We start from the raw sequence: 20,119 nt of genomic DNA, 5'->3' as shown, positions 1-20,119 counted from the left end.
CTCGAACACCGCCCGAGCCGACGCGCTGGCCCCATGGCTCAAGCACTACAACTACGCTCGAGCCCACACCGCCTGCGGAGGCAAGCCACCGATCAGCCGACTGTCACCAACGTGCTGACCGAGTACACCTAGCCGCGCAGCTCCGGGAACTCCTCGAGCACGTGGGCGGGCAGCGGCCTGTCGTGCAGCAGCGCCTGGTCCTCGAGCACCTTCGGGGTGGCCTCGACCGCGGCGAGGAGGTCGGTGAGCAGCGCGTCGCGCTGCTCCGCGACCGGCATCGCCGCGAACTGCTCGACGGCCAGCGCGGGGGCGAGGTCGCCGGTGGGGACCCGGAGGGCGGCGGGATCGTCCGTCTCGGGCCACGTGCCGGCCGGGTCGTCTGTCCAGCCCCACATCGGGCAGTAGTACATGACGTCGACCGGGACGCACGCGTCGTCGGCGAGGAAGGCGCTCAGGTCGCCGTCGTCCGCCGCCGCCAGCCGCTGCACCTCGCCCATCGCGGCGTGCAGCCCGGAGAGCACGCTCGGCGCGATCGGCGGTCCCGGCTCCTCGGCAGGTGCGCAGGCGGTCAGCGCCGCCGCGGCGAGCGCGAGCGCGGTGAGCCGTCCTCGTGCGGTCACGTCCCCCTCCGGCGCCGGTGCTCTCTGCGAGGACCACGCTAGCGCCGCCGACCTGGTCGCGGCCCGCCGTCCTCGGCGGGTCGGCCCATGAGAGCGCCAGGAGAGCGGACCGGGCCAGCGTGAGCCGGTCAGCGCCCGTGCCGCCGACCGTGCGCCCAGGCGGCGGCGCTCCAGGCCGCGCTGCCGGTGGCCGGTGTCGCCGCGCTGCTCCGGCTCGTGCCGACGGGATGACGCCGAGCTCCTGCGTCGGCGCCGGCCGTCTCGGCGGTGTACCTCGCGGTCGCGGTCCTCGCCGTGTCGCTGTGGCCCCGGTCGAGGCAGGGGTCGCGGTCGCGGTGGCCGCCCGGCGATGGGCCACAATGTGCACGTGAGGCGAACCGGCGGGATCGGGACGTGACCTGGGAGCCGTCGCCGGTCGCCGTCGAGCGCGCGGCCTTCCGCGCGGGGCGTCGTCGGCGCTCGTTCGCCGTCGCCGCGCTGTCGACGCTGGTGCTCGTCGCCGCGGCCGTGCTGGTCGTCGTCACCTCGCCCGGCTGGGAGCGCACCCGCGACGCCTTCCTCGACGTCGACCGCGGTCTGGAGGTGCTGCCGGCGCTGCTCGAGGGCCTGTGGTTGAACCTGCGGGTGTGGGTGGTCACCGTCGTCGTCTCGCTGGTCGTGGGGCTGCTGCTCGCGATCGTGCGCACGACGGCGTCGCCCGTGCTGTTCCCGCTGCGGGCGCTGGTGGCGGCGTACGTGGACGTGTTCCGCGGGCTGCCGCTGCTGCTGGTGCTGCTGCTCGTCGGGTTCGGGCTGCCGTCGCTGCGGCTGCCCTGGCTGCCAGGCGACGGCGTCTACCTCGGCACGCTCGCGATCGTGCTCACCTACACCGCCTACACCGCGGAGATCTTCCGCGCCGGCATCAACGCCGTGCATCCCGCGCAGGTCACCGCGGCCCGCGCGCTGGGCCTCACGCGCGCGCAGACCACGCGTCGGGTCGTGGTGCCGCAGGCGGTGCGCAACACCACCCCCGCGCTGCTCAACACGGTGGTGTCGCTGCAGAAGGACTCCGGGCTGATCTCGATCCTCGGCGCGGTCGACGCGATCCGTGCCGCGCAGATCGCGGTCACCGGCGCCTACAACTTCACGCCCTACGTCGTCGCCGGTCTGCTCTTCCTGCTTGTCTCGATCCCGCTCACCCGCGCCGTCGACGCCTACAGCGAGCGCCGGGGCTGGGGCGCGACCCGACCCGCGGCAGGAGTGGCCCGATGAGCGCGGCCGACGCGCCCGTGGCCGGCCTCGCCGTCGACCCGACCGCGGTGCTGAGCGTGCGCGGGCTGCGGGTGTCCTTCGGTGACCACGTGGTGCTGGAGCGCCTCGACCTCGACGTCGCCGAGCACGAGTGCGTCGTGCTCCTCGGTGCGTCCGGCTCCGGCAAGTCGACGCTGCTGCGGGCGGTCGACCTGCTGGAGGAGGTCGACGACGGCGTGGTCGCGCTGCGCGGCGTCGACGTCACCGACCCGCGGGTCGACGCCGACACCGTCCGGGCCCGGCTCGGGCTGGTGTTCCAGGCCTACAACCTGTTCGACCACCTCACGCTGCTCGACAACCTCACGCTCGCGCCGCGGCTCGTGCACCGCCGGCCCCGGGCCGAGGCCGAGGCCGACGCCGTCGCGATGCTCGACCGGGTCGGGCTCGCCGGCCGGGAGGGCGCCTACCCCGGCCAGCTGTCGGGCGGCCAGCAGCAGCGCGCCGCGATCGCGCGGGCGCTGCTCACCGGCCCCGACCTGCTGCTGCTCGACGAGGTCACCTCCGCGCTCGACCCGGCCCTGGTGGGGGAGGTGCTCGACATCCTCGCGAGCGTGCGCGCCACCGGCACCACGATGCTGGTGGCGACGCACGAGCTCGGCTTCGCCCGTCGCGTCGCCGACCGCGTGTGCTTCCTGCACGCCGGGCGGGTGTGGGAGTCCGGGCCGCCGTCGATCATCGACGACCCCGGCACGCCCGAGCTCGCGGCCTACCTGGGCGGCTGACTCACACCGCTCGCACGCGGAAGTCCTCGAACTCCGCGACCGCGGCCGGGGTGGCGCCGCCACCGGCGGTCAGACCGATCTGCACGTCGGTGCGGGCCGGCAGCGTCCAGGTCATGCCCCAGCGCCAGGTGTCGCCGCCGTCGGTCGAGAACGCCGAGCGGTACAGCTGCACGCCGTCGGCGTCGTGCGTGCGCACGATGCGCAGCGTGATCTCGGCGGCCGGCGGGCCGTCGAGGTGACCGCCCTGCACGACGAGCCCGTCGGCGTCGCGCTGGGTGAAGAACTCCACGACGCGCGCGGTGCCGAGCGCGACCGTGCTCAGCCGGACGAACTGCTGCGGCCCGGCGTAGACCACCAGTCCGGCCTGCTGGAAGTTGCGCACCGTGTCGCTGCCGAGGTCGAGCACGAGGTCGGTCTCGATCACCCAGTCGCCCTCCGGCGCCGGGCGCAGCAGCGCCGAGCCGCCGTCGGCGCCTGCGAGGTCGCCCGAGGTGAGCGGCCAGTGCAGACGCCCCTCGGACGCCGTCAGGCCGGGGTGGTCCTGCAGCAGCGTCCAGCCGTGGGAGAGGACCTCCTCGAGGTCGCCGTCGAACGGCTCGTTCCAGACGACGTCGCCCACCCGCGGGTCGGGCACCCGCTCGGGGGCCTGGGCGAGCGGCGCGACCGTGAGGTTGTCGAGCTCGACGGCGCCGCGCCGCCCGAGCAGCGAGAGCAGCCCCTGCACGTCGCCGCCCGCGGGCAGCGCGGCGGACGCGACGGCGACCGGGTCGGCCAGCCCGGACTCCTGGAGCTCGGCGCGCACGCCGTCGCCGTCGAGCGTCACGACGAGCGTGTGCCAGCTGCCGAGGTCGAGCCGCTCCGGCAGCGACGCCTCGTCCTTCGCGGTGGTGCGCCGGTGCGTCGCCGCCACCGACAGGGTGCGGTCGCGGTCGTCGAGGCAGACGCGCACGTGGTCGCGCAGACCATCGACGCGGACGCAGGTCTCGGCGCCCGGCTCGAGCCGGACGTCGGTCGCGAACCGGTTCTCGCCGCGGAGCAGCTCGCGTGCCGTCACCACGCCGGGCAGGAGTCGGCCCGGCGCGAGCACCGCGACGTCGCCGGCGTCGGTGGTCGTGTCCGGCCGCGTCCGGAAGGAGCCGGTGAGCGGCACGAGGGCGCGACCGGACGCCGGGCTGTCGCTGACGACGCCCATCGCCGAGCCCAGCACGGGGCCGGGCACCGGGCCGTCGCTCGGCCCGGCGCCGGCGTTGACGACCGGCCAGCCGTCGATCCAGTCGAGGCGGTCCACGAGCATCGGGCGGCGGTTGATGCCGCCCGGCTCGTCCAGCCAGCCGTTGTCGCGGTCGATGCCGTGGTAGACGATCCAGTCCTGGCCGGTGCTGTCGGTGATGACGCTGTGGTGGCCGACGCCCACCCAGCGGTTGCCGTTCGCCGCGAGCACCTGGGTGCCGCCGGCCGCCGACGCCAGCAGCGGGGCGCCCTCGTGGTCGAGGAACGGACCCAGCGGGCTCGCCGACCGCCCGACGAAGACGCTGTACCCGCTCGCGACCGCCGAGCAGCAGCCCGCCGCGGAGAGCATGAGGTAGTAGAAGTCGCCGCGGCGCACGACGTAGGAGCCCTCGTAGCGGTCGGCGACCGCGACCTGCGTCAGCTCGCCGACGGCGTGACGGCCGGTCTCGTCCAGCCGCGTCACGTGCGGGCCGCCGTTGAAGCCACCCACGTAGAGGTAGAGGCTGCCGTCGTCGTCGACGAACAGCGACGGGTCGATGAGGCCCTGGTAGGCGGGCGGGTCGCCGGAGTCGGGGAGGGCGCGCGACTCCAGCACGGGCTCGCCGATGTCGGTCCACGGGCCGGCGGGCGTCGGAGCGGTCGCCAGCCCGATCCCGGGGTCGTTGCCGGGCTTCGCCGCCGAGTCCGTCACCGTGTAGTACAGGCGATACTCGCCGTCGACGTAGCGCGCGTCGGGCGCCCAGAAGTACGAGCCCTCGGCGGCCCACGCCGGTCGGGTCGTCTCGTCGAACACGGTGCCGAGGTACTCCCAGTCCGCGAAGTCACGGGTGCGGGCCATGTGCATGAGCCCGAACTCGCCGCCGCTGACCAGCGGGTCGCTGGTCGCGTAGGCGTACCACCAGCCGTCCTTGCCGCGCAGCACCGCTGGGTCGGCGAAGGTGTCCGCGAACGGCGAGGAGACCGGGTTGGTGATCGTCGCCGGCGCCGGCGGGGGAGTGGGTGCGACCGCCGCCGCGGCGACCGCGCGGTCGTCGGAGGTGTCGACGGCGGGGTCGTCGCCGGTCTCGGCCGCCGCCGGGGCGACGGTCCCGCCGAGGACCACGGCGAGGGTGGCCGCGGTCGTGAGAGCTGTGCGGAGTGGTCGGGGAGACGCCGACATCGATGTCCTTGTCTGTCGTCCGTGCGGGGCACTCCCGACCGAACCTACCGACCATAACGTGACGCGACAACCTTGTCCCGACAACCCGACGGCTCGCCCGGGCGGGTCGGAGCCGGTCCGGATCGGCGCCTCCGTCTCGGTGCGCGCACAGGGCCGCGCAGGTGCTCGTCGCGCCACGTCCCGAGGGCGGTTCGACGGACGCCTCAGCCGATCGTGACGCCGTCGGGGTCGAACACCAGGACCTCGGGCAGGTGGAGGCGGAGCCGGAGGGCGTCGCCGACGGCGAGCTGCTGGCGCTTGTCGAGCCGCACCACCAGGTGCGGTGCGTCGATCGTGATCGACTCCGAGGGCGCCACGGGGTCGCAGAAGGGGAGGATCTCCGACCCCATGCGCTCGACCCGGGCGACCGTCACCTCCAGCACGTCGTCGCCGTCGGCCGCCGCACCGACGACCTCGAAGCCCTCGGCGCGGATGCCGACGGTCACCCGCGCGTGGTCGGCGGAGCGGGGCAGCGGCAGCGCGCACCCGGCGGCCAGCCGGGCGCGGCCCTCGGAGACCGGCACGTCGTGGAGCAGGTTGATCGCGGGCGACCCGATGAACGCCGCGACGAACGTGTTGACCGGCTTCTCGTAGAGCTCGGTCGGCGTGCCGACCTGCGGTCCGGCCGCTCAGCGGCGTCGGCTCCGCACCGTCAGCGCGTCGTCGGCGACGGAGGAGGTTCGGCAGTGCTCCCTGGACCGCTCACGAGCGCTGATCCTGACGTTCCCCGGCGAACACCCGGTGAAGACTAGGCGATCGGCGCGCGTCGGTCGGGCGGTTTGGGGGACCACCTCGCGCGAGGCCCGATCCGGGAAGGCTCGTTTTCAGCGAGATCCCGCTGCCCACGCCCGATCGACGACACTCGCGGCAGGGGCGTTTTCACCGGTCCGGCACCGGCGCGTCGCTCGTCGCGCCGGCGTCGCCGCTGCTGCCGCTCAGGTCCCCTTGGGGTGCCAGACGGTCTTGGTCTCGGTGAACGCGAGGACCTGGGCGAGGGACTGCTCGTCGCGCCACCGCGGCTCGGCGTCGCCCTGCGGGCGCCGCACACGCTTGACGGTGTCCGCCGCGAGCGCCTCCAGGTCGCCCCACGTCACGCCGTCGGCGTCGACGGCACCCGCGAGGTCGAGCGCGTTGACGTCCATGTGGGAGGCGAGCACCGGGGCGAGCTCCGCCGTCCGGCCGGTGAGGACGTTGACGACGCCGCCCGGCACGTCGGAGGTCGCGAGCACCTCGCCGAGCGTGATCGCGGGCAGCGGCCGCTCCTGGGACGCGACGACCACGACCGTGTTGCCCATGACGAGCGGCGGCGCGATCACGCTGACGAGGCCGAGCAGCGACGAGCGCTGCGGCGCGATCACCCCGACCACGCCGGTCGGCTCGGGGGAGGAGAGGTTGAAGTACGGCCCGGCCACGGGGTTCGCGTTGCCCGCGACCTGGGCGACCTTGTCGGTCCACCCGGCGTACCAGACCCACCGGTCGATCGCGGCGCTCACCGCGGCCTCGGCACGGGGCCCGGTGAGCCCCTCGCCGGCCCGGATGTCGGCGACGAACTGCGCCCGCCGTCCCTCGAGCAGCTCCGCGACCCGGTACAGCACCTGGCCACGGTTGTACGCCGTCGCACCGGCCCACCCCGGCTGCGCGGCGCGGGCCGCGCGGACGGCGTCGCGCGCGTCCTTGCGGGAGGCCATCGCCGCGTTCGCCAGGAACGCGCCGCGCGCCGAGCGTACCTCGTAGGTGCGGCCCGACTCCGAGCGGGGGAACGCCCCGCCCACGTAGAGCTTGTAGGTCTTGCGGACGTCGACGCGCCGCCCCTCGCCGACCACCGTCATCGCACGTCTCCCTCGACCAGGTACGGACCCAGACCCTGCCGGCCGCCCTCGCGGCCGTACCCGGACTCCTTGTAGCCGCCGAACGGGCTGGTCGGGTCGAACTTGTTGAACGTGTTCGCCCAGACGACGCCGGCGCGAAGCCGGTCCGCCATCCAGAGGATGCGGGACCCCTTCTCGGTCCAGATGCCCGCGCTCAGGCCGTAGGGGGTGTTGTTCGCCTTCGCGACCGCCTCCGCCGGCGTGCGGAACGTCAGCACGCTCAGCACCGGGCCGAAGATCTCCTCGCGCGCGATCCGGTGCGCGGCGCTGACCTGCGTGAACACGGTCGGCGGGAACCAGAAGCCGCTCTCGGGGATCGCGCAGTCCGCGCTCCAGCGCACGGCACCCTCGGCCTCGCCGGCCGCGCTCAGGTCGGTGATGCGCTCGAGCTGGCGGGCGGAGTTGATCGCGCCGATGTCGGTGTTCTTGTCCATCGGGTCGCCGAGCCGCAGGGTGCCGAGACGCGCCTTGAGGCGGTCGACCAGCTCGTCGTGCAGCGGCTCCTCGACGAGCACCCGGGAGCCGGCGCAGCACACCTGGCCCTGGTTGAAGAAGATGCCGTTGACGATGCCCTCGACCGCCTGGTCGATCGGCGCGTCGGCGAAGACGATGTTCGCGGCCTTGCCGCCCAGCTCCAGCGTCGCGTGCTTGCGGGTGCCGGCGATCTGCTTCGCGATGCTCTTGCCGACCGCGGTCGAGCCGGTGAAGGCGACCTTGTCGACCCCCGGGTGGCCGACGACGGCGGCACCGGTCGGCCCCGCGCCGGTGACGATGTTGACGACGCCGGGCGGCAGCTCGGCCTGCTGGAGCAGGTCGGCGAACAGCAGCGCCGTCAGTGGCGTGGTCTCCGCCGGCTTGAGGACGACGGTGTTGCCGGTCGCGAGCGCGGGGGCGATCTTCCACGCGAGCATGAGCAGCGGGAAGTTCCAGGGGATGACCTGGCCGACGACGCCGTGCGGCCGCGGGTTCGGCCCGTAGCCGGCGTAGTCGAGCTTGTCGGCCCAGCCGGCGTAGTAGAAGAACCACGCCGAGGCGAGCGGCACGTCGACGTCGCGGGACTCGCGGATCGGCTTGCCGTTGTCGAGCGTCTCCAGCACCGCGAACTCGCGCGACCGCTCGGCGAGCAGCCGGGCGATCCGGTACAGGTACTTGGCGCGCTCGGCACCGGGCATGGGGCCCCACATGCGCTCGTGCGCGCGCCGCGCGGCGGCGACGGCGCGGTCGACGTCGGTCTCGTCGGCGACCGCGACCTCGGCCAGCGCCTCCTCGGTCGCGGGGTTGATCGTCTTCAGGGAGCCACCGGCGCCCTCGGTGAACGCGCCGTCGATGAACAGCCCGTAGGAGGAGGCGATGTCGACGACGGCGCGCGACTCCGGTGCCGGTGCGTACTCGAAAAGGCTCATGGGTGCTCGCTCGCCGTCTAGTCGATCGTCACGTAGTCGGGGCCGGAGTAGGCGCCGGTGCTCAGCTTCTGCCGCTGCAGGAGCACGTCGTTGAGCAGCGTCGAGGCGCCGAACCGGAAGAAGTCGGGGTCGAGCCACCGCTCGCCCGCGACCTCGTTGACCGCGACCAGGAACTTGATCGCGTCCTTGCTGGTGCGGATGCCGCCGGCGGGCTTGACGCCGACCTGCACGCCGGTGGCGGCGAGGAAGTCGCGCACGGCCTCCAGCATCACCACCGTGACGGGCAGCGTCGCGGCGGGCTGCACCTTGCCGGTCGAGGTCTTGATGAAGTCGGCGCCCGCGAGCATCGACAGCCACGAGGCGCGGCGCACGTTGTCGTAGGTGACCAGCTCACCGGTCTCCAGGATGACCTTGAGGTGGGCGGGGCGCTCGCCCTGGTGGCACACCTCGCGCACCGCGACGATGTCCTCGTAGACCTTGAGGTAGTCGCCGGCGAGGAACGCGCCGCGGTCGATGACCATGTCGATCTCGTCCGCACCGGCCGCGACGGCGTCGGCGGTGTCGGCGAGCCGGACGGCGAGCGACGCGCGCCCGGAGGGGAACGCCGTCGACACCGCGGCGACGTGGATGCCCGAGCTGCCGACGGCCTCGACGGCGGTCGAGACCATGTCGTTGTAGACGCAGACGGCGGCCGGTCGCGGGCAGCCGGGGTCGCCCGGCTCGGGGGTGCGCGCCTTGGCGACGAGCGAGCGCACCTTGCCCGGGGTGTCGGCACCCTCGAGCGTGGTGAGGTCGATCATCGAGATGATCGTGTCGAGCGCCCACGCCTTGGCGGTCGTCTTGATCGACCGGGTGCCGAGCTGCGCGGCGCGGGCCTTGGCACCGACCTCGTCGACGCCGGGCAGCCCGAACAGGTAGCGCCGCAGCGCGGTGTTGCTGATCTCCGCCGACCCGATGAGGCCCGCGGCGTCCTGGGCGACCTGCGCCGCGCTGCGGTCCCACGGGCGCACCACCGTGCCCGACGACGCCGTTGTGCTCATGGGTCGAGTCTAGGCCGCGTCTCGCACCGTGGACGTCGCTGCGGCCGGTGACCGCGCCGTCGCTGCCGGGGTGGCGTGCTGGTCACCCGGCGCGGTGCCTCGGCGCCCGCCTGTGCGTGCCGCCCTTGCCGTCGGCAGGCGTGGGGTCGGGCTCGCCGGGCCGCCACATGTGCGATCTGCCGCGCTCGCCGCCCGTGCCGCCGTCGAGCTCGTCGACGACGCCCAGGAGGCCGTTGGTCGCGCGGGTTCCCGCGGGCTCGCGCACCGCGGGCAGGTCTGCCCTGCCCGTGGCCCGGCCGCTAGACCCCGGCGGCTGCCGCGACGTCGGCGCGCACCGCGGCGAGGCGCTCGGCCGCCTGGGCGCGCACCTCGGCGAGGTGGGCGTCGTCGGCGTCGTGCTCGACGTCGGCGATCACCTCGAGGTAGCACTTGAGCTTGGGCTCGGTGCCCGAGGGGCGCACGATGACGCGGCTGCGGTCGGCGGTCTCGTACAGCAGGCCGTCGGTCGGCGGGAGCTCCTCGGTGCCCTCGGAGAGGTCGAGCGTGCGCACCACGGCCGACCCGCCCAGCGTCGTCGGCGGCGCCTGCCGCAGCCGGCTCATCGCGGCACCGATGAGCGAGAGGTCCGCCACGCGCACCGACAGCTGGCCGGTCGCGTAGACGCCGTAGGCGCGGGCGATGTCGTCGAGCGCGTCGAGCAGCGAGCGGCCGATCGAGCGCAGCCGCGCCGCGTGGGTCACGATCAGCAGCGCCGCGGTGATGCCGTCCTTGTCGCGGACGGCCGCGGGGTCGACGCAGTAGCCGAGCGCCTCCTCGTAGCCGAAGTCGAGGCCAGGCACGCGCGCGATCCACTTGAACCCGGTGAGCGTCGCGCGGAACTCCAGGCCGTGCCGTGCAGCGATTGCCGCGAGCAGCCGCGACGACACCACCGAGCAGGCGAGCGTCGCCCCGGTGCCGGCGGCGGAGGACCCGATCAGCTCGCCGAGCAGCGCACCCACCTCGTCGCCGCTGAGCTGGCGCCAGCCGCCCTCGGCGCGCGGGTCGGGCACGGCGACCGAGCAGCGGTCGGCGTCCGGGTCGTTGGCCACCACGAGGTCGGCGTCGACCCGGCGCGCGGTCGCCAGCGCGAGGTCGAGCGCACCCGGCTCCTCGGGGTTGGGGAAGGCGACCGTGGGGAAGTCGGGGTCCGGCGCCGCCTGCTCGGCCACGACCGTGACGTCGGTGAAGCCGGCCTCGCGCAGCACGCGCTCCACGAGCGCGCCGCCCACGCCGTGCAGCGGGGTGAGCACGACCCGCACGTCGCGGGCGCCGCCCGCGGGCGCGAGCCGCATCGCGCGCGTCACGTAGGCGTCGAGCACGTCGGTGCCCAGCACCTCCTGCGTGCCCCCGTTTCGCTCGGCGTCCGCGGCGGAGCGAGGCATGTCGGCGACCCGCCCGACGGCGGCGATCGCCTCGGCGATCTCGCTGTCGTAGGGCGGCACGATCTGGGCGCCCTGGCCGGCGTCGGTGACCACGCGCCCGCCCAGGTAGACCTTGTAGCCGTTGTCCTGCGGCGGGTTGTGCGACGCCGTCACCATCACGCCGGCGTCGGCGCCGAGGTGCCGGACGGCGAACGCGAGCACCGGCGTCGGCCACGCCTGCGGCAGCAGCAGCGCGCGCCCGCCCGCGGCCGCGACGACGTCGGCGGTGTCCTGCGCGAACCGGTCGCTGCCGTGCCGTGCGTCGTAGCCGATGACGACGACCGGCGGTCCGCCGAGACGCTCGTGCAGGAACGACGACAGCCCCGCAGCCGCCCGGATGACGACCGCGCGGTTCATGCGCATCGGCCCGGCGCCGAGCGCGCCCCGCAGCCCCGCCGTGCCGAACTGCAGGGTGCCGGCGAAGCGGTCCGCGAGGTCGGCCAGCGCGTCCGCGTCGCCCGCCGCGGCCCGCTCGGCGAGCGCGCGCAGCTCCGCGGCGGTGGCGTCGTCGGGGTCGTCGTCGGCCCACGCGCGCGCCCGCGCGAGGAGGTCGGCGTCGGCGCTCACGCGATCCTCCGCACGATGTCGGCGAGCAGCGCTCCGATCCGGGGACCGGCGGCCGCGCCCGCCTCGAGCACCTCGGCGTGGGAGAGCGGCGTCGGCGAGATCCCGGCGGCCGGGTTGGTGACGAGGGAGATGCCGAGCACCTCCAGGCCGGCCTGCCGGGCGGCGATCGCCTCGAGCGCCGTCGACATGCCGACGAGGTCGCCGCCGATCCGCCGCGCCATCTGCACCTCGGCGGGCGTCTCGTAGTGGGGCCCGCGGAACTGCACGTAGACGCCCTCCTCGAGGTCGGGGTCGACCGACCGCGCGACCTCGCGCAGCCGCGCCGAGTACAGGTCGGTGAGGTCGACGAACGTCGCGCCCTCGATCGGGGAGTCCGCGGTGAGGTTGATGTGGTCGTTGATGAGGACGGCGGTGCCCGGGCCCCACTCGGGCCGCAGCCCGCCGCAGCCGTTGGTCAGCACGACGACCGAGGCGCCGGCCGCCGCCGCGGTGCGGACACCGTGGGCGACGCGCCGCACGCCCTTGTTCTCGTAGTAGTGGGTGCGCGCGCCGAGCACGAGCGCGTGGCGCCGGGTCCCGCCCGCGTCGGTGTAGGCGACCGAGCTGAGCGTGCCCGCGTGCCCGGGCACGCCCGAGCGCGAGAACCCGGGCACGTCCTCGGCCCCGATCTCGGAGACGACCTCGCCGAGCTGCGCCGCCGCGCCGCCCCACCCGGAGCCCAGCACGAGCGCGACGTCGTGCCGCTCGATGCCGGAGATCTCGGCGATGCGCAGGGCGGCCGCACGGGCGACGTCGGCGGGGTCGACGGCGGGGTCGTCGAGGTCGGGGACGACCGGCTCGGAGGAGGGCTGGGGTGCGCCCTCGGCGGGCGAGGCAGGGGTGGCGTGACTCATGCTCGGAACCTACCGGGCACAATGGGGAGGCGTGACGACCTCGGCGCCCCAGGCGCACCCCGAACCGGACTCCTCAGGACCGGTCTCCGTCGGTCCCTCCAGCACACGGGAGGGGTCGCGCGTCGTCATCGTCGGCGGCGGCCCCGGTGGCTACGAGGCGGCGCTGGTGGCGCGCCAGCTCGGCGCCGACGTCACCGTGGTCGAGCGGCAGGGGCTGGGCGGCTCCGCGGTGCTCACCGACGTCGTGCCCTCCAAGACGCTCATCGCGACCGCCGAGTTCATGACGACGACCGAGAACGCACCCAGCCTCGGCATCCGGCCGCGCGGCGACGGCGACGGCCAGGTCGACGTCGACTTCCAGATGGTCGACCGGCGCGTGCTCGACCTCGCGGCCGCGCAGTCGCGCGACATCCGCACCCGGCTCGAGCGCGAGGGTGTCGCGATCGTCGACGGCACCGGCCGCCTCGACGGGCCCTCCCAGGTGGTCGCGAGCACCCGCCACGGCGACCAGCGGCTGCCGGCCGACGTCATCCTGCTCGCCACCGGCGCCCGCCCGCGCGTGCTGCCGACGGCGGAGCCCGACGGCGAGCGCATCCTCACCTGGACCCAGCTCTACGACCTCGTCGAGATCCCCGAGCACCTGGTCGTCGTCGGCTCGGGCGTCACCGGCGCCGAGTTCGCCGGCGCCTACCGCTCGCTCGGCGCGGCGGTCACCCTCGTGTCCTCGCGCGACCGCGTGCTGCCCAACGAGGACGCCGACGCCGCCGAGCTCATCGAGGGCGTCTTCAGGCGGCGCGGCATGGAGGTGCTGTCGCGCTCGCGCGCGGCCGCGGTCCGCCGTGTCGGCGACGGCGTGGTGGTCGAGCTCGCCGACGGTCGCCAGGTCGAGGGGTCGCACTGCCTGCTCGCGGTCGGCGGCGTCCCCAACACCGAGGACCTCGGGCTGGAGAGCGCCGGCGTGCGCACGACCAGCAGCGGCCACATCGACGTCGACCGGGTCTCGCGCACCACCGCCCGCGGCATCTACGCGGCCGGCGACTGCACCGGCGTGCTGGCGCTCGCGTCGGTCGCGGCGATGCAGGGGCGGATCGCGATGTGGCACGCGCTCGGTGACGCCGTCTCACCGCTCGACCTCGGGCAGGTCTCGGCCAACATCTTCACCGCGCCGGAGATCGCGACCGTCGGCATCGCCGAGAACGACATCACCTCGCAGAAGGTGCGCGGCGCCGTCACGACGCTGCCGCTCGCGCGCAACCCGCGCGCGAAGATGCTCGGCATCACCGAGGGGTTCGTCAAGCTGTTCAGCCACCGCGCGAGCGGGCTCGTGCTCGGCGGCGTCGTCGTCGCCCCGCGGGCGAGCGAGCTGATCCACCCGATCACGCTCGCGATCGCCAACCGGCTCACGGTCGACCAGGTCGCGAACGCGTTCACGGTCTACCCCTCGCTGTCGGGCTCGATCGCCGAGGCCGCCCGCGTGCTGCACGACAAGCGCGGCTGACGGCGCGGGCACGACGCCCGGGGTCGGTAGTGTCGCGACGTGACCGACCTCCCGGACCTGCTCACCACCGACGTCGTCACGCTCACCCAGGCGGTGTGCGACATCGAGAGCGTCAGCGGTGACGAGCGTGTGCTCGCGGACGCCGTCGAGCGTGCGCTGCGGCCGTTCGAGCACCTGGAGGTGCTGCGCGACGGCGACGCGGTGATCGCCCGCACGCACCTGGGCAGGGACGCGCGCGTCGTCGTCGCCGGTCACCTCGACACGGTGCCGATCCGCGACAACCTGCCCACCCGCCGGCAGCCGGGCCCCGACGGCGCCGAGGAGCTGTGGGGGAGAGGCACGGTCGACATGAAGGGCGGCGTCGCCGTCGCCCTCCACCTGGCGGCCCGTCTGCGTGCGCCGTCCAAGGACGTCACCTGGGTCTTCTACGACCAGGAGGAGGTCGAGGGCGACCGCAACGGCCTCGGCCGGGTGGCGCGCCACCACCCCGACTGGCTCGCGGCCGACTTCGCCGTGCTCGGCGAGCCCAGCCAGGGCAACATCGAGGGCGGCTGCAACGGCACGCTGCGCGTCGACGTGCGGCTGCCCGGTCGCACCGCGCACTCGGCGCGCGCCTGGATGGGTCACAACGCCGTGCACGACGCCGGCGAGGTGCTCACCAGACTGGCCGCCTACACCCCGGCGGAGGTCGAGGTCGACGGGCTGCGCTACCGCGAGGGGCTCAACGCCGTCGGCATCAGCGGTGGCGTCGCGGGCAACATGATCCCGCCCGAGTGCGTCGTCACCGTCAACTACCGCTTCGCGCCCGACAAGACCCCCGAGCAGGCGCTCGCGCACGTCGCCGAGGTGCTCGACGGCTTCCCGCTCGAGCTCACCGACGCCGCGCCCGGCGCCCGGCCGGGTCTCGACCACCCGGTCGCGCAGGACTTCGTCGCCGCCGTCGGCGCCGTCACCGGGGGTGTGCCGCACCCCAAGTACGGCTGGACCGACGTCGCCCGCTTCAGCGAGCTCGGGGTGCCCGCCGTCAACTTCGGCCCCGGCGACCCGAGCCTGGCCCACGCCGACGACGAGCGCGTGCCCACCGCGCAGATCGTCTCGTGCGCGGCCGCGCTCGGCGCCTGGCTGGCCGGCACCGATCCCACCGAGAGGACGACATGACCGAGACACGACCCCGGGAGCACCGCAAGGGCCCCGTGCAGCTGCGCGGGAAGCAGATCCCGGACACCACCACCGACGAGCGGCTGCTCAGCGACAAGGACGGTGCCGACTGGGTGCACTCCGACCCCTGGCGGGTGCTCCGCATCCAGGCGGAGTTCGTCGAGGGGTTCGGGGCGCTCGCCGAGCTGGGGCCGGCGGTCAGCGTGTTCGGCTCCGCGAGGTTCCGCCCCGGCGACCGCGAGTACGAGCTGGGGGAGCGGGTCGCGGCCGGTTTGGTCGCCGCGGGCTTCGCGGTCATCACCGGTGGCGGCCCCGGGGTCATGGAGGCGGCCAACAAGGGGGCGCACGAGGCCGGTGGCACCTCGGTCGGGCTCGGCATCGAGCTGCCGTTCGAGCAGGGCATGAACAGCTACGTCGACCTCGGCGTCAACTTCCGCTACTTCTTCGCCCGCAAGACGATGTTCGTCAAGTACGCGCACGCGTTCGTCGTGCTGCCGGGCGGCTTCGGCACCTTCGACGAGCTGTTCGAGGCCCTCACGCTCGTGCAGACCCGCAAGGTCCGCCAGTTCCCGGTGGTGCTCGTCGGCACCGACTACTGGAGCGGGCTGCTCGCGTGGCTGCGCGACACGGTCGCCGCCCGGGGCGCGATCTCGCCCGCGGACCTCGACCTGGTCAGGCTGACCGACGACCCCGACGAGGCGGTGCGGCTCGTCGTCGAGGGCGTGCGCGAGATGCGCAGCTCGGAGCAGGCCGCGGCCGAGGAAGCGGCGGCCGCCGAGCTCGAGGACGACGTCACCGGGACGACCGGGACCAACGGCTGGTGACGGGCGCGCCGTGACCTGGGTGACCTGGGTGACGTGGGGCTTCGTGGCCCTCGCCGCGCTCGTCGTCGGCGTCGCGGTCGCGGCCTCCCGCGGGCGGCTGGACCTCACCATGGAGCCGCCGTACGAGCCGCCGCCGGACCCGGGGACGCCGCGCGTCGGCCGACCTGGCGTAGAATGGCACGAGCCTGCAGGCGGGCCGGTCGACGACCAGATGCCCGCGCCAGATCCGCAGCACCACCCGAGAACGACAGGGGAGCCCGCCGATGGCAGCCATGAAGCCCAGGACCGGTGACGGACCGCTCGAGGTCACCAAGGAGGGTCGGGGCATCATCATGCGTGTGCCGCTCGAGGGCGGTGGTCGGCTCGTCGTCGAGCTGAACGCGACCGAGGCCTCGGAGCTGAGCGAGGCGCTGAGCGCCGTCGCGAGCTAGTCGAGCGCATGCCTGCGGACCTGGTTCCGCACGTCAACCATGCCCCCGGGCCGGTCGCCCGGGGGACGCTCGACGGCGCGGACGCCGTCGCGCTGCTCGTCACCTCCGGTGACGACGGCGTGGCCGTCCCCGCCGGTCTCGACGCCGTGCTCGGCGTCGACCTGGCCGCCTTCGCGGCCGGTGAGCGCTCGGTCGGGCGTGCCGGTGAGCTGACCACCCTCACGCTGCCGCCGCTGCTCGACGGCGCCGCCCCGTGGGACGGCCTGCCCGCCCGGGTGCACCTCGCCGGAGCCGGCGACGGCGGCTCGACCGCGCTCCGCCGCGCGGGCGCCGCCCTCGCGCGCGCCGCCGCCGGCAGGACCCGGCTCGTCGTCGACCTCGGCGACCACGCCGAGGGGGTCGGGCCGTTGGTCGAGGGGCTGCTGCTGGCCTCCTACCGGCCGCCGTTCACGGGCGTCAGCGACGGACCCACGGCGCCGGTGGCCGAGGTCGTCCTCGTCGGCGACGTCGACGCCGACACCGTCACCACCGCCCAGGTCGCCGCGCGCGCGACCCGCCGGGCGCGCCTGCTCGCCGCCACGCCGTCGAGCACCAAGAACCCCGCGTGGCTGGCCGACCAGGCCGTCGCGCTCGTCAAGGAGGCCGGCGGCAGCCGGGCCGGGCTGCGCGTCACCGTGCGCGACGAGGCCTGGATCGTCCGCACCGGTCTCGGCGGTCTCGGCGCCGTCGGCGGCGGCTCGGCGTCGCCGCCGCGGCTGGTCGTGGTCGAGTACGCCCCGAAGGGCGTCGGCGGCGACCCGGTGCTGCTCGTCGGCAAGGGCATCACCTACGACACCGGCGGTCTGAGCATCAAGCCGCGCGAGGCGATGGTGCCGATGAAGACCGACATGTCCGGCGCCGCGATCGTGCTCGCCGTGACGCTGGCGGCCGCCGAGCTGGCGCTGCCGCGGCGCGTGGTCGCGGTGCTGCCGCTCGCGGAGAACGCGGTCAGCGGCTCGGCCTACCGGCCGGGCGACGTCGTGCGCGTCTACGACGGCACCACCGTCGAGATCGGCAACACCGACGCCGAGGGGCGCATGGTCCTCGCCGACGCGATGGCCTGGGGTCGCGAGCAGTACTCGCCCTCGGTGCTCGTCGACGTCGCGACCCTGACCGGCGCCGCGAGCCTCGGCCTCGGCAAGCTCCACGCCGCGCTCTACGCGACCGCGCCGGAGCTCAGCGAGGCGCTGGTCGCGGCGGGCGACGCCGCGGGGGAGCCGCTGTGGCCGATGCCGCTCGTCGACGACTACCGCGGTGCGCTGGACTCCGCCGTGGCCGACGTCAGCCACATCGCGACCGACCCGCACGTCGGCGGCGGCTCGATCACGGCAGCGCTGTTCCTGCAGCGGTTCGCGGGCGACACCCCCTGGGCGCACCTGGACATCGCCGGCCCCGGGCGCGCCGACAAGGACGCGCACGAGGTCACCAAGGGCCCCACGGGGTTCTCCGCCCGCGCCCTCCTCGGCTGGCTCGCCGCGTCGTAGCCGGCGCGTCCGTCAGCGCCTGACGGCGGTGAGCAGCCCGCCACCGACCGGCAGCAGGGCGGGCAGCAGGCGCTCGTCGTCGCGCACGCGGCGCCCGAGCTCGCGCATCGCCACGGTGTCCTCGTCGCGGCGGGCGGGGTCGGCGACGCGGTCGTGCCACAGCGCCTCGTTGACCACGAGCACACCACCGGTGCGCAGCATCCGGATCGCCTGGTCCGCGCAGTCGGCGGCCTCGGCGGGGTCGCCGTCGACGAGCACGAGGTCGTAGGCGCCGTCGGCGAGCCGCGGCAGCACGTCGAGCGCGCGCCCGGAGATCGTGCGGGTGCGGGTGGACCGCACGCCCGCGGCCGCGAAGGCCTCCTTGGCCGCGCGCTGGTGCTCGACCTCGACGTCGATCGTGGTCAGCACACCGTCGTCGGCCATGCCCTCGAGCAGCCACAGGCCGGAGACGCCGGTGCCGGTGCCCACCTCCGCGACGGCGCGCGCCCGCAGCGCGGCCGCGAGCAGCCGCAGCGCCGCACCGGCGCCGGGCGAGACCGCGCTGATACCGAGCTCCTCGGCGCGGTCGCGCGCGTCACGGACGGTCTCGGGCTCGGTGCAGTACTCCTCGGTGTAGACCCAGCTCTGGACCTTGTCGGTGGCGATGACGGCCTCCTCGGATCGTGCGTGCGGCCGGGACGGCCGAGCTGGTCGAGAGCCTATCGCCGGGTGCGCGGGCGCACCGGGAAGCCGGCGGCCCGAGGTGGGAACGAAACCGTCGGCCCGACCGTTGCACCTCTCAGGAAACCCTCAGGGAGCCGACCTAGGCTCGAGAGACCATGGAAGACGGACACGTGACCCAGAACGCGCCGAGCGCCGCCCCCGCCACCGGGGACTGGCAGCCGCCGTCGTGGGAGCAGATCGTCACCCAGCACACGGATCGCGTGTACCGCCTCGCCTACCGGCTCACCGGCAACCGCGCGGACGCCGAGGACCTCACGCAGGAGACCTTCGTGCGGGTGTTCCGGTCGCTCGACTCCTACAAGCCGGGCACCTTCGAGGGCTGGCTGCACCGCATCACCACCAACCTGTTCCTCGACGGCGCCCGCCGCCGCACCCGGCTGCGCTTCGACGCGCTGGGCGAGTCCGCCGAGCGCGTGCCCGCCCCCGAGCGCACCTCGCCCGAGCGCGGCTTCGAGCACGACAACCTCGACGTCGACATCCAGGAGGCGCTGAACGCGCTCAAGCCGCAGTACCGCGCCGCCGTGGTGCTGTGCGACATCGAGGGCCTGTCGTACGAGGAGATCGGCGCCACGCTGGGCATCTCCACCGGCACCGTGCGCTCGCGGATCCACCGCGGCCGCGCGCAGCTGCGGGAGGCCCTCGCGCACCGCGCGCCGAAGCCCCGCCCCACCTTCCGTGCAGGGATCACCGTGGCATGAAGCACCTCGGTGCCCTCGTGACGCCGTACGTCGACGGCGAGCTGAGCCCCGGCCGCGCGGCCGAGGCGCGTGCTCACCTCGACTGCTGCGCCGAGTGCAGCCGCGCCGTCGAGCTCGAGCAGCTCGCACGTCGCCGCACCCAGGAGTCCACGCTCGCGCTGCAGGCGCGCCCCGAGCTCACCGCCCGGCTGCTCGCGATGCCCGCGGGCTCGCTGCCGGCCCCGGAGCCGGTCCGGCCGCGCCGGGCGCCGCTCGTGCTCGGCGGCGGTGCGGCCCTCGTGGGCCTGTTCGTGCTCACCCTGTTCGTGCTGGGCGCGCCGCGCCCGGTCACCACGCCCTCCGCGGTCCTCGACGCGGCCCGTGTCGACGCCGGCGCGCCGACCACCTTGCCGGCCGCGATGGCGGCCCCCGAGGTCGGCGAGCTCGCCACCTGGGCGCTGCCGACCGACGCGAGCGTCGGCGCGCTCGCGATCCTCGACGACGGCGCCACCCAGACCCTCGACCTCGTCGTGACGACCGCGGCGGGGGAGGCGCGGATCCTCGAGCGCACCGGCACGCTCGACGAGGCCGCCGCCGCGTGGGCACGCAGCGAGGTCGTCTCCGGCCGCACCGTCTACGAGGTCGACGGCTGGTACGTGCTCGAGTCCGGCCCCTGCGTCGTCGCGGTGCACGGCGAGACCGAGGCGGCCGCCGAGGCGGTCATCGCCGCGCTGCCGGAGGCAGCGCCAGACGGCCTGCTCGGACGTCTGCTCACCGGCTGGACGGCACTGGTCGGCTGAGCCGCGCGACCGCGCGTCGTCGGGTGGCGCCGCGGTCGGCGAGAATGTCCCCATGACCTCCGAGCGCGACGACGCGTGGGCCCCCGTGCAGGGCGGCCCACGGCCTGCCGCGGCACAGCCCCCGGGCGTCGCCGCGCCCACGCCCGCGCCGGAGGGGGCCGCGGCCGAGCAGCCGACGCCCGCGCCCGGCGTGC

21 protein-coding genes and 1 pseudogene are annotated in these 20,119 nt (G+C 74.9%); 12 read left to right on the top strand and 10 right to left on the bottom strand.

Annotated features, from left to right (window positions below; translation table 11 throughout):
* Nucleotides 1-118 (top strand): annotated as a pseudogene (locus tag GPA02_RS18380) (IS481 family transposase); the annotation flags it as partial.
* A 10-nt stretch (nt 119-128) separates the two neighbouring features.
* On the opposite strand, the gene GPA02_RS18375 reads toward GPA02_RS18380, so the two are convergent.
* Complete coding sequence (locus tag GPA02_RS18375; RefSeq protein ID WP_156201899.1) at nt 129-620, bottom strand: hypothetical protein; 492 nt, start codon at nt 618-620, stop codon at nt 129-131.
* A 393-nt stretch (nt 621-1,013) separates the two neighbouring features.
* Here GPA02_RS18375 and GPA02_RS18370 point away from each other — a divergent pair, with 393 nt between their 5' ends.
* Both GPA02_RS18370 and GPA02_RS18365 read left to right on the top strand, forming a co-directional pair.
* Entirely contained in the window at nt 1,014-1,871 is an 858-nt protein-coding gene (locus GPA02_RS18370) for an amino acid ABC transporter permease (RefSeq protein WP_156201898.1), read from the top strand.
* Entirely contained in the window at nt 1,868-2,632 is a 765-nt protein-coding gene (locus GPA02_RS18365; protein WP_156201897.1) for an amino acid ABC transporter ATP-binding protein, read from the top strand. The genes GPA02_RS18370 and GPA02_RS18365 overlap by 4 nt, the downstream gene beginning before the upstream one ends.
* Nucleotide 2,633: 1 nt before the next feature.
* On the opposite strand, the gene GPA02_RS18360 is transcribed toward GPA02_RS18365, so the two are convergent.
* From GPA02_RS18360 to GPA02_RS18325, 8 genes are all read right to left on the bottom strand, one after another.
* Nucleotides 2,634-4,964, bottom strand: a complete 2,331-nt coding sequence (locus tag GPA02_RS18360; RefSeq protein WP_240134136.1) for a glycoside hydrolase family 43 protein — start codon at nt 4,962-4,964, stop codon at nt 2,634-2,636.
* A 260-nt stretch (nt 4,965-5,224) separates the two neighbouring features.
* Nucleotides 5,225-5,584 (bottom strand): hypothetical protein, encoded by a 360-nt coding sequence (locus GPA02_RS18355; protein WP_156201895.1) that lies wholly within the window; start codon nt 5,582-5,584, stop codon nt 5,225-5,227.
* A 411-nt stretch (nt 5,585-5,995) separates the two neighbouring features.
* The gene (locus tag GPA02_RS18350) at nt 5,996-6,889 is read right to left on the bottom strand and encodes an aldehyde dehydrogenase family protein (RefSeq protein ID WP_156201894.1); all 894 of its coding nucleotides are present in this window, start codon (nt 6,887-6,889) and stop codon (nt 5,996-5,998) included.
* Complete coding sequence (locus tag GPA02_RS18345; RefSeq protein WP_156201893.1) at nt 6,886-8,331, bottom strand: aldehyde dehydrogenase family protein; 1,446 nt, start codon at nt 8,329-8,331, stop codon at nt 6,886-6,888. The genes GPA02_RS18350 and GPA02_RS18345 overlap by 4 nt, the downstream gene beginning before the upstream one ends.
* Before the next feature lie 17 nt (nt 8,332-8,348).
* The gene (gene deoC / locus GPA02_RS18340; RefSeq protein ID WP_156201892.1) at nt 8,349-9,371 is read right to left on the bottom strand and encodes a deoxyribose-phosphate aldolase; all 1,023 of its coding nucleotides are present in this window, start codon (nt 9,369-9,371) and stop codon (nt 8,349-8,351) included.
* An 82-nt stretch (nt 9,372-9,453) separates the two neighbouring features.
* Entirely contained in the window at nt 9,454-9,636 is a 183-nt protein-coding gene (locus GPA02_RS18335; RefSeq protein WP_156201891.1) for a hypothetical protein, read from the bottom strand.
* 34 nt (nt 9,637-9,670) lie between these two features.
* The gene (locus GPA02_RS18330; RefSeq protein WP_156201890.1) at nt 9,671-11,398 is read right to left on the bottom strand and encodes a phospho-sugar mutase; all 1,728 of its coding nucleotides are present in this window, start codon (nt 11,396-11,398) and stop codon (nt 9,671-9,673) included.
* Complete coding sequence (locus tag GPA02_RS18325) at nt 11,395-12,291, bottom strand: purine-nucleoside phosphorylase (protein ID WP_156201889.1); 897 nt, start codon at nt 12,289-12,291, stop codon at nt 11,395-11,397. The genes GPA02_RS18330 and GPA02_RS18325 overlap by 4 nt, the downstream gene beginning before the upstream one ends.
* A gap of 31 nt (nt 12,292-12,322) precedes the next feature.
* On the opposite strand from GPA02_RS18325, the gene GPA02_RS18320 reads away from it, so the two are divergent.
* From GPA02_RS18320 to GPA02_RS18295, 6 genes are read left to right on the top strand one after another with little or no spacing between them, the layout of a single operon-like run.
* The gene (locus GPA02_RS18320; protein WP_414635376.1) at nt 12,323-13,789 is read left to right on the top strand and encodes an NAD(P)H-quinone dehydrogenase; all 1,467 of its coding nucleotides are present in this window, start codon (nt 12,323-12,325) and stop codon (nt 13,787-13,789) included.
* 39 nt (nt 13,790-13,828) lie between these two features.
* Nucleotides 13,829-14,947, top strand: a complete 1,119-nt coding sequence (dapE, locus tag GPA02_RS18315; protein WP_156201887.1) for a succinyl-diaminopimelate desuccinylase — start codon at nt 13,829-13,831, stop codon at nt 14,945-14,947.
* Complete coding sequence (locus tag GPA02_RS18310; protein WP_156201886.1) at nt 14,944-15,771, top strand: LOG family protein; 828 nt, start codon at nt 14,944-14,946, stop codon at nt 15,769-15,771. Before dapE ends, GPA02_RS18310 begins: the two co-directional genes overlap by 4 nt.
* Before the next feature lie 10 nt (nt 15,772-15,781).
* The gene (locus tag GPA02_RS18305) at nt 15,782-16,063 is read left to right on the top strand and encodes a hypothetical protein (protein ID WP_156201885.1); all 282 of its coding nucleotides are present in this window, start codon (nt 15,782-15,784) and stop codon (nt 16,061-16,063) included.
* Nucleotides 16,035-16,202: a DUF3117 domain-containing protein gene (locus GPA02_RS18300; protein ID WP_156201884.1), complete on the top strand. Its 168-nt coding sequence runs from the start codon at nt 16,035-16,037 to the stop codon at nt 16,200-16,202. Before GPA02_RS18305 ends, GPA02_RS18300 begins: the two co-directional genes overlap by 29 nt.
* An 8-nt stretch (nt 16,203-16,210) precedes the next feature.
* Nucleotides 16,211-17,725: a leucyl aminopeptidase family protein gene (locus GPA02_RS18295; protein ID WP_156201883.1), complete on the top strand. Its 1,515-nt coding sequence runs from the start codon at nt 16,211-16,213 to the stop codon at nt 17,723-17,725.
* Between the two features lie 12 nt (nt 17,726-17,737).
* Here GPA02_RS18295 and GPA02_RS18290 read toward each other — a convergent pair whose 3' ends face one another.
* On the bottom strand, nt 17,738-18,217 hold the full coding sequence (locus GPA02_RS18290) for an O-methyltransferase (RefSeq protein WP_338027541.1): 480 nt from the start codon (nt 18,215-18,217) through the stop codon (nt 17,738-17,740).
* Between GPA02_RS18290 and GPA02_RS19560 the strand changes: the two genes are divergently transcribed.
* From GPA02_RS19560 to GPA02_RS19035, 3 genes are all read left to right on the top strand, one after another.
* A complete protein-coding gene (locus GPA02_RS19560) occupies nt 18,180-18,341 on the top strand; it encodes a hypothetical protein (RefSeq protein WP_338027540.1) in 162 nt (53 codons plus the stop codon). The genes GPA02_RS18290 and GPA02_RS19560 overlap by 38 nt on opposite strands.
* Nucleotides 18,342-18,543: 202 nt before the next feature.
* Nucleotides 18,544-19,146 (top strand): RNA polymerase sigma factor SigE, encoded by a 603-nt coding sequence (gene sigE / locus GPA02_RS18285; protein WP_156201881.1) that lies wholly within the window; start codon nt 18,544-18,546, stop codon nt 19,144-19,146.
* Complete coding sequence (locus tag GPA02_RS19035) at nt 19,143-19,925, top strand: zf-HC2 domain-containing protein (protein WP_193567888.1); 783 nt, start codon at nt 19,143-19,145, stop codon at nt 19,923-19,925. The genes sigE and GPA02_RS19035 overlap by 4 nt, the downstream gene beginning before the upstream one ends.
* Nucleotides 19,926-20,119 lie beyond the last annotated feature (194 nt).

Source organism: Actinotalea caeni (assembly GCF_009733795.1).
Classification (GTDB): domain Bacteria; phylum Actinomycetota; class Actinomycetes; order Actinomycetales; family Beutenbergiaceae; genus Pseudactinotalea; species Pseudactinotalea caeni.
This window is presented reverse-complemented; position numbering and strand designations above follow the sequence as displayed.

Bases quoted from the DNA above. Each gene is read 5' to 3' on its own strand.
- GPA02_RS18365 (WP_156201897.1), top strand. From the start codon at position 1,868: ATGAGCGCGGCCGACGCGCCCGTGGCCGGCCTCGCCGTCGACCCGACC.
- GPA02_RS18350 (WP_156201894.1), bottom strand. From the start codon at position 6,889: ATGACGGTGGTCGGCGAGGGGCGGCGCGTCGACGTCCGCAAGACCTAC.
- GPA02_RS18345 (WP_156201893.1), bottom strand. From the start codon at position 8,331: ATGAGCCTTTTCGAGTACGCACCGGCACCGGAGTCGCGCGCCGTCGTC.
- deoC (WP_156201892.1), bottom strand. From the start codon at position 9,371: ATGAGCACAACGGCGTCGTCGGGCACGGTGGTGCGCCCGTGGGACCGC.
- GPA02_RS18325 (WP_156201889.1), bottom strand. From the start codon at position 12,291: ATGAGTCACGCCACCCCTGCCTCGCCCGCCGAGGGCGCACCCCAGCCC.
- GPA02_RS18310 (WP_156201886.1), top strand. From the start codon at position 14,944: ATGACCGAGACACGACCCCGGGAGCACCGCAAGGGCCCCGTGCAGCTG.
- GPA02_RS18300 (WP_156201884.1), top strand. From the start codon at position 16,035: ATGGCAGCCATGAAGCCCAGGACCGGTGACGGACCGCTCGAGGTCACC.
- GPA02_RS18295 (WP_156201883.1), top strand. From the start codon at position 16,211: ATGCCTGCGGACCTGGTTCCGCACGTCAACCATGCCCCCGGGCCGGTC.
- sigE (WP_156201881.1), top strand. From the start codon at position 18,544: ATGGAAGACGGACACGTGACCCAGAACGCGCCGAGCGCCGCCCCCGCC.
- GPA02_RS19035 (WP_193567888.1), top strand. From the start codon at position 19,143: ATGAAGCACCTCGGTGCCCTCGTGACGCCGTACGTCGACGGCGAGCTG.